Consider the following 6,741-nt stretch of genomic DNA (forward strand, 5'->3'; position numbering starts at 1 on the left):
GCGGGGGAATGACGTCACTGCTCGGGATCGCTAGCCGTCTGTGACAGCAGGTGGCCCAGTTTCCGACCGGTCACGGACGCAGCGATGAGTTTTTCCGGCCCGGAGAGTCTCACCACCGTTGTCGACAGCACGGGAGGAACACGTGGCTCAGCTGCTGAGAGTCCAGAACTTCAACGTCTCGAGCGACGGAATCGGCGCCGGTGAGGACCAGAGCCTCGAGCGGCCGTTCGGCCACGTCGACCGCCCCGAGAGGCTGTTCGCCTGGGCCGGTGCCACGGCGAGCTGGCCCGGGCGCACCGATCCCGGGGGGAGCCGGGGCCTCGACGACTACTTCACGCGGGACTACGCATGCAACATCGGCGCCGAGATCATGGGCCGCAACAAGTTCGGGCCCCAGCGCGGGCCCTGGCAGGACCATGAGTGGCGCGGCTGGTGGGGTGACGAGCCCCCGTTCCGCACCCCGGTGTTCGTCATGACTCACCACAAGCGTCCGTCGTTCACGCTCTCCGACACCACGTTCCACTTCGTCGGCGGCGACCCGGCCACGGTCCTGGAGCAGGCGCGGGAGGCGGCGCAGGGCAAGGACGTCCGACTGGGCGGCGGGGTCACCACCATCCGGCAGTTCCTGGAGGCCGATCTCGTCGACACCCTGCATGTGGCGGTCTCGCCGGTGAAGCTCGGGTCCGGACTGCGACTGTGGGAGTCCCCCGAGGAACTGCTCGACCGGTTCCACCTGGAGGTCGTGCCCAGCCCGAGCGGGGTGACACACCACCTGTTCTGGCGAAGGTGACCGGTCCTCAGGGCCGGCCCCGGCCGGCTGTTTCGCCTCCCGGGGCCGCCCTGAGGCGGGCCGTCGAGTCGCGCCTTGGGCGGTCAGCCCACCTTGGCAGGCTCTTCGGCGCGGGCTCGGGTGGAGGCGAGTCGGTAGGAGTCGGTGCCGGTCTTAATGGTGGTGCCGTTGAAGGTGAGGCGGTCGACGATGGCCGCGCAGAGGCGGGGGTCGGTGAAGGTCTTGGTCCCAGCCGCCGAAGGACTCGTTTGAGGCGATGGCGACGCTGTTCTTCTCCTTGCGTTCGGTCAGGACCTGGAAGAGGAGTTCGGCGCCGTGCCGGTCGAGTTCCATGTAGCCGAGTTCGTCGATGCAGAGGAGATCGACGAGGCCGTAGCGGGCGATGGTCTTGTTCAGTTGCTTCTCGTCTGCGGCCTCGACCAGCTCGTTGACCAGCTTCGTGGCGAGGGTGTAGCGGACCCGGTAGCCCTTCATCGCGGCCTCGGTGCCCAGAGCGATCAGCATGTGGGACTTGCCGGTGCCGGAGTCGCCGATCAGGCAGAGCGGCTGGCCCTTCTCGGTGAGAGAAGGAAACGACCTGTGGTGTTCCGGGAAATCCCGGTGCTCTACCGGAGCCGTCCGGTGATCGTCCCCTTGTCCAGGGGCAGAGGAACCTTCATCTGCCGCGTTTGCCCGCCCGTTCAGACCGGCCAAAGACTGCGCAGGGGCCCGGGCGGGTCCACCCGGGCCGCCTCGCTGCGGGCCTCCCCGGTCACTGCCGGCGGGTCGGGGGGCTATGGCCGGTGTTTGTTCCTGGGGATGTCGGAGCAGGCCAGTTCCGTGGGCGTGGCGAGCTGTGTGGCGTACGGGGAGGCTTCATCGGCCGTGCTCCACCGCGGGGCGATGTAGAGCAGTGGGCCGCTCGCCTCGTCGATCAGCGGTCCGCTGCACCACGGCGAGCTGTCGTCCTCGTCCTCGTCTTCGTCCATGTCGGGCCACCGCCGCAGCAGAGCCGCCGCATACGCCGCTGTCCGCTCGGTCGGCGGGTGGCCCGCCCCCCCGGGGGGGGCCTCACCGCCCGGCGCTGGCATGGTCGGTGTGATGCCGAGGGCGGTGAGGCGTTCGCGCTGCCTGTCGGCGGGCTGCTGCCACCCGGTGCGCTGCCGGGCGAGCCACAGTCCGATCTCCTCCCCGCCGACGGTCACGCCGGGCCGGATCTCGTCCAGTGTCGCCCCGCCCCTGCCTCTCAGTTCCTGGCCCAGCTCGGCGCCTCAGCCGTCGATTCGACCCAGGCCAGCATCTGCCCGACGATCACATCGAGTACGGCCTGGGACTGGGGGCGAATGTCCGCCTGCCAAACCACCTCGGTCACGTCATCGATCCCCATGAGATGGCCCCAGCCTTCGGCATACACGGCAGCGTTGCCCCACCGGCTCCCCTTCTCGGCGGTCACCTTCGCATCGGCAGTCGGTTTCCGCCCCGGGCGGTCAGGGGGTCCATCGGGAGGCCGGCGCCACAACACGATCTTGGTTCCTCGGGCTCGGCTCACGGCCTCATGCTCCGCAAACCACACCTCAAGCCACCGCGGCAACTCGCCCATGTCTCCCTCTCGCTCCAGGGTCCGGCAGCGGTCCATCCTGGCACCCCCTGACAACGCCGGCTTGAATATTGGGATCGTCGCAAGATCAGAGACAGAGCCCGTTCGTCCGTGCGTGACTGGGCGCATTCACGTGTACGCCGACAGCAGTCTCCTGGGAACCGCAGGTGGGCGGACCGTCTGGTGCTTGCCTGGGTGTTCGGCGTCTTCCTTGCTCCTACGCTCCCAGTTCTTCCAGTGCCTTCACCCGCTCGGCCGGCAGCTTGGCCCGGCGGCTCTTCTGGTTGCTGATCCATACCCCGAGCCGGATGGGGTGCTGGTGCCCGGCTTCGTCGTGGACGGTCTCGATCCACTTCCTCGGCACCCGGGTGTGTCCTTCCCGGGCCTGGTATTGGCGGAGTGCGGCCAGGGCGCGGTCCCAGGGTGTGGTGGTGGCGGGGATGGTGACCGCCCATGGTGTCTGCCCGGTCTGGCTGTCGTTTCCTGCCGTGCCGTCTCCTGCTGGCGTGGTGGGTTGGATGCCGAGGGTGGTCAGGCGTTCGCGCTGCCTGTCGGTCAGCTGGGGCCATTTGGCGCGTTGTCGGGCGAGCCACAGTCCGATGTCTTCTCCGCCGATGGTGATGCCGGGGCGGATCTGGTCGGGGGTGGCGCCGCCTTCGAGGCAGGTGCGTAGCTTGGTGTAGTGGCGTTGCCAGTCGACGGTCCAGCCTTTTTCTGCGGGGTTCCAGTCGGGGTCGATGGCGGCGAGTCGGGCGGCTCGTTCGGCCGCGCGCTGGGGGTTTTTGCCGAGTCCGCCGGGGCGGCGGCAGTTGGTGAGCCACTGCCCCACCGGCCGACCCTCGGCCACCGCCGTTCGGGGTGCGCACAGCGTGCCGTGCAGGGCGTGGTAGGTGCGTGCGGCGGCGAGGTTTTCCTCGAAGGCGGCGTCGGGCACGGACCAGACCATGCCGGCTTCTTCCAGCAGTTCGATGCGCCAGGCTGGGAGGGTGCCGGCGCGGTAGGCGCGGCGCTGTTCGCTGACCCACTGGCCGAGGGGGAAGGGGCCGACGCGGGCGTCGAGCGGCACCGCCACCGGCCCCCGCGCCGGGCTGGTGGTGCCGCTTGTTCTGACTTTGCCGTCTTTCCTGTGGTGGCGGTGTTCCCGGTTGCTGTTGTCGTGGTTGTGCCCCTGTGGCTCGGTCTGGTGGTTGTTGTGCTGGTGGCGCTCGCGCAGGCCGCCCCGCCCCTGGTCCTGGTTCTTGTCGTCGTCGTGTTCCTGGTTCTGGTTCTTGTTGTCGTCGTGTTCCTGGTTCTGGTTCTTGTTGTCGTCGTGTTCCTGGTCCTGGTTCTTGTCGCCGTGCTTGTGCTTGTCGCTGTCGTGCTCCTGGCCTTGGCCCTCGATCCCGCCGACGTGCTTGTCGCCTTGCCCTTGGTCCTGCTCGTGGGCCTGGTTCTCGTGATCGTCCTGGTGCTCGTTGTGGTGTTGGTGGTGCCATTTCCGGAGGGCGGTGAGTCCGGTGAGCCAGATCTGGGATTCGGGTTGGATGACGCGGGTGCGGATGAACTGGGCGATCAATTGCGGGTCGCGGGGGGTGGCAAAGCGCAGCAGCGGCACCGCCACCGGCGGCGACCCCTCGCCCCCACCACCGCCGTCGTGGTCGTGGGCGGGGTCCAGGCCGAGCACCGACACAGGTTGGGTGCGGCTGGGTGCGGATGCGGCCGCGAGCTGTTCGACGAGTTGTTCCGAGTGGCTGCGCAGCCCCTGCAGGACGGCGATGAGGGGTTTGTAGGAGGCGGAGGCGAGCATGTCGTCCGGCGCCTCCCCTGGCTCCAGAAACACCGGCACCACCAGCCGCGCGACCTTCCCCTGGCCGGGTTTTTGCCGCAGGGCCCGGCCGACGGCCTGGACGATGTCGACGGCCGAGCCGCGCACGTCCGCGAACACCACGCCGTCGACGCCGCGTCGGCCGGTGATGTCGACGCCTTCGCCCAGGACGCGGACGTTCGCCAGCACGCTCAGTTCGGTCTCCCAGCCGTGGTCGTCGATGCCGTCGGCGAACCGGTCCAGCACCCGGCGCCGATGCTGCGGCTCGTGTTCGCCGCAGAGCCAGTCGGCCCACACCCGCCGCGGATACCGTGCGGGGTCCTTCTGGTGGAGTCGGGCCGCGGTGCCGGGCAGGGCCCGCGCGAACGCCATGGCTTCCACGGTGCGGTGGTGGAAGGTGATCAGTGACCGCACCCCGGTGGCGGCCGCGTGCTGGACCAGCGCGGCCTGCAAGGCGGCCAGCCGCCGACCCCGCTGCTTCTCCTCTGGGAGGGCGGCCGGGCGCCGGCTCCGTTTCTCCTTCTCGTTCCCACCCTGCCTGGCTGTTCCGGTCACGTCTCCCGTCCCGTCCGTTCCGGTCACTCCTTCCGTCCCGGGGTCGGGTGGGTGGATTTCGAGGACGTCGATTTCGAATCGGGCGAGGATGCCGCGGTCGATGGCTTCGGTGAGGGAGAAGGTGAACACCTGTGGGCCGTAGAGGCGGGTGTCGTCCATGCTCGCCACCACCTGCCCGGACTGCCCGGCATCGGCCGGAACGGCCTCCGAGCGGCCGTCTGCGGCCTCCTGAGCCCCGCTCCTGCCCCCTGCTGTCCCTGCCTCGCCTTCTTCACCCGGGCGTCCCGGGTGTCTGGTGGTGGGTTGCCAGATCCGTGGGGTGGCGGTCAGGTACAGCCGCCGCGCCGCCGGGATCCGGGTCTGGTCGTGGATGGCGGCCCAGGGTTTGGCCGCGTCTCCGGTGGTGCGGTGGGCCTCGTCCACCACCGCGAGTCCGAACGGCTGAAGCTTCTGCCCGTAGGCACCCCGGAGGGCGGCCTCCAGCGGCCCGGGCACCTCCACCAGGTCCCCGTCCGGATCGGCCGGATCTACCTCCTGGCGCGGCGCCAGAGACGCATACGTAGCGAACACCGTCACCGGCCCCGACCCCGCCCACAACGCGAGCCGGATCGGGTTCGTGGTGCACCGCACCCCGAGTGCGGCCAGCACCTCGTCCCCTGCCAGGGAACACACCGCCACCGCCGGACCACTATGGCCGGCCTCGCGCCACGCCTGAACCGTCTGGGTGAGCAGGTCCAGGGTGGGCACCATCACCAGCACCCGCCCCCGCGGCTCCAGCCTCCGCGCCGCCTCGGCCGCGATCAGCGTCTTCCCGGCCCCGGTGGCGGCCACCGCCGTGGCCCGCAGCCCGCCCTCCGGCACCTGGTGTCCTGCGCGGTGTTCCAGCGCCCGGACGATCGCGTCCACCGCCTCCACCTGGTGCGGCCGAAGCCTGATCCCCGCCATGAAGCCTCTCCCGTTCCCTGTTTTTGTTTTCCGGGCTCTTTCGCACGTGGACCGGAATTCACCTCCGGATTCTCACGCGGAGGCGAATTCCCGCCCGGTTACCTCTCGGTGTCTGCGGTGCCTTCGACGGCAAAGGGGGGCCACGTCCACAAGCCCCTCGGGTGTGGTGCGGACCCGCTCGGCCGGCAGGCCCGGCAGATGCCGCGGAGTAATGCCGTGGGCGGCGGCACAGGCACACAGCCGCCGGTAGGCCTCCCCGTCCACAGGAACGGTCAGCACCAGCCTGGCCGCATGGCCCTGCCGGTCCTGCGCCTGGCGCTCCCGCTTGGCCTCTTGCGGTTCGGCCCTCCACCGCCTGGCCTGTTTTTTGCGCGTCCGCCGCACCGCCATCGGATCATGCTCGGGGCCGTAGACCTCCAGCCTCCTCCCCCTCCCCCTCCATCACGTATCCGATACGGCGCCACTCGGTGTGCTCGGCCACCGCGATCCCGAGCGCGCGGATATCGTCCTCGGTTTCACACCCGCGAGCGATTCCGCTCGTGTATCCGCACCTCGTCCGTGGCCTTTCCGACCTGCTCCGCCGTCATGCCCGTCGCCGCGCGCCGCACCGCAGCGCGGACACGAACCCTCGCCTGCTCCCAACCGTCCTGCACGGACTATCCCTCGCTCCCCGGGGATGGTGTGTTTTCCCCGACTCTACACAGCAATGCATCCTCGCCTAAGGGAACCCGCCAACTCCCCCGATCCAGCGACCCTGCGACTGCCTGTCACCGGCGCTCACCACCCCGACCCCTTCCTGCCATAACCGGCCCGGCCCGCGCAGCGGGCCAACCCCCGCCCCCACTCACGTGCTGACGGCCATTCACCCGCACCGCCCCCGGGCCCGGTTCCGGGGGTGGAGCGCAGCGGAACCCCTCCCGGCCCGCACCGCGGGCCGCCCCTCAGGCAGAGCAAGCGCAGCGAGGCGTTCAGACCTTCCAGCTTGCGGAGGGCCTTCGGTTCCCGGTGGCTCCCGGAGCGAAGCGGAGGGAGCCGCCCGCGCTTCGCGCGGGCGCGGCGAGCGAAGCGAGC

The 6,741-nt window shown here is 70.0% G+C and carries 4 protein-coding genes and 1 pseudogene; 1 reads left to right on the forward strand and 4 read right to left on the reverse strand.

Annotation, left to right across the window (positions count from 1 at the left end; genetic code table 11):
* Positions 1 to 142: 142 nt before the first annotated feature.
* Positions 143 to 790: a dihydrofolate reductase family protein gene (locus ABD358_RS27410; RefSeq protein WP_344633854.1), complete on the forward strand. Its 648-nt coding sequence runs from the start codon at positions 143 to 145 to the stop codon at positions 788 to 790.
* A gap of 83 nt (positions 791 to 873) precedes the next feature.
* Here the strand turns inward: ABD358_RS27410 and ABD358_RS27415 are convergent.
* The 4 genes and pseudogenes from ABD358_RS27415 to ABD358_RS27430 form a co-directional block, all read right to left on the reverse strand.
* Positions 874 to 1,345: pseudogene (locus tag ABD358_RS27415) on the reverse strand (ATP-binding protein); the annotation flags it as partial.
* Between the two features lie 218 nt (positions 1,346 to 1,563).
* A complete protein-coding gene (locus tag ABD358_RS27420; RefSeq protein WP_344633855.1) occupies positions 1,564 to 1,974 on the reverse strand; it encodes a hypothetical protein in 411 nt (136 codons plus the stop codon).
* Between the two features lie 41 nt (positions 1,975 to 2,015).
* Entirely contained in the window at positions 2,016 to 2,222 is a 207-nt protein-coding gene (locus ABD358_RS27425; RefSeq protein ID WP_344633856.1) for a hypothetical protein, read from the reverse strand.
* A gap of 361 nt (positions 2,223 to 2,583) precedes the next feature.
* Positions 2,584 to 5,631: a helicase associated domain-containing protein gene (locus ABD358_RS27430; protein WP_425576438.1), complete on the reverse strand. Its 3,048-nt coding sequence runs from the start codon at positions 5,629 to 5,631 to the stop codon at positions 2,584 to 2,586.
* Positions 5,632 to 6,741 lie beyond the last annotated feature (1,110 nt).

This window comes from Streptomyces glaucosporus (assembly GCF_039533345.1).
Lineage (GTDB): Bacteria > Actinomycetota > Actinomycetes > Streptomycetales > Streptomycetaceae > Streptomyces > Streptomyces glaucosporus.